Raw genomic sequence first — 1,384 nt, 5'->3', positions numbered from 1 at the left:
GGGTCTGTAAAAAGAACGGTGTAACTCCCGATCAAGGAAGTAGCACCTGATGACAGACGTGACCGTCTCGGCCGAGGCCGTGGAGGCCGCACGGCCGGCGGAGTTGCAGCCGGACGCCCTGGACGACCAGTTGATCGGGCAACTGGTCGACCGGGCCCGCGCAAGCGGGCTCCAGCTCACCGGCTCCGGAGGCCTGCTCCAGCAGCTGACGAAGAAGCTCCTCGAATCCGCCCTCGAAGGCGAGATGACCGACCACCTCGGCTACGAGAAGCACGATCCGGCCGGGGCCGGCAGCGGCAACTCCCGTAACGGCATCCGCTCGAAGACTGTGCTGACCGAGGTCGGCCCGGTCGAGATCGATGTTCCCCGCGACCGCGAGGGCTCGTTCGAGCCGCAGCTCGTCCGCAAGCGCCAGCGGCGCCTGTCCGGGGTCGACGAGATGGTGCTCTCGCTGTCCGCCCGCGGCCTGACACACGGTGAGATCTCCGCTCACCTGGCCGATGTCTACGGCGCGGAAGTGTCGAAGCAGACGATCTCAACGATCACCGACCAGGTCGTCGAGGGCATGTCCGAGTGGCAGAACCGCCCGCTCGACCCGGTCTATCCGGTGGTGTTCATCGACTGCGTGCACGTGAAGCTCCGCGACGGCCAGGTCGCCAACCGGCCGATCTACGTTGCCCTCGCGGTCACCGTCGAGGGCACCCGCGAGATCCTCGGGCTCTGGGCCGGTGACGGCGGTGAGGGCGCCAAGTACTGGCTCCACGTGCTCACCGAGATCAAGAACCGCGGCGTCGCCGACGTCTGCATGGTCGTCTGCGACGGGCTCAAGGGCCTGCCGGACGCGATCGCCGCGGTCTGGCCGCAGGCCGTCACCCAGACCTGCATCGTCCACCTGATCCGGGCCTCGTTCCGCTACGCGGCCCGCCAGGACTGGGACAAGATCTCCAAGGCCCTCAAGCCCGTCTACACGGCTCCGACCGAGGACGCCGCGCTGGAGCGGTTCGTGGAGTTCACCGAGGCCTGGGGGAAGAAGTATCCGGCGATCGTGCGGCTCTGGGAGAACGCCTGGGCGGAGTTCGTGCCGTTCCTGAGCTTCGACGTCGAGGTCCGGCGGGTCATCTGCACCACGAACGCGATCGAGTCCGTGAACGCGCGGATCCGCAAGGCCGTCCGCTCGCGCGGGCACTTCCCGAACGAGCAGGCGGCCCTGAAGTGCGTCTACATGGCGATCATGTCCCTCGACCCGACCGGAGCCGGACGCAAACGCTGGATGACCCGTTGGAAGGCCGCGCTCAACGCCTTCGAGATCGCCTTCGACGGCCGACTCTCCATCGGCCGCCGCTAACTCAACCCACCCGAGTTACACCGTTCAATGGACAGACCC

Annotated in this window: 1 protein-coding gene; it reads left to right on the top strand. The window is 67.3% G+C overall.

Going from position 1 to position 1,384, the window contains the following annotated elements:
- Positions 1–58: 58 nt before the first annotated feature.
- Positions 59–1,345, top strand: a complete 1,287-nt coding sequence (locus ACFV0G_RS39350) for an IS256 family transposase (protein WP_380558728.1) — start codon at positions 59–61, stop codon at positions 1,343–1,345.
- The last annotated feature ends 39 nt before the right edge of the window (positions 1,346–1,384 follow it).

Source organism: Kitasatospora sp. NPDC059571 (assembly GCF_042735675.1).
In the GTDB taxonomy this organism is placed as follows: domain Bacteria; phylum Actinomycetota; class Actinomycetes; order Streptomycetales; family Streptomycetaceae; genus Kitasatospora.
The sequence above is the reverse complement of the archived record's forward strand: the minus strand, read 5'-3'. Positions and strand labels throughout refer to the sequence as shown.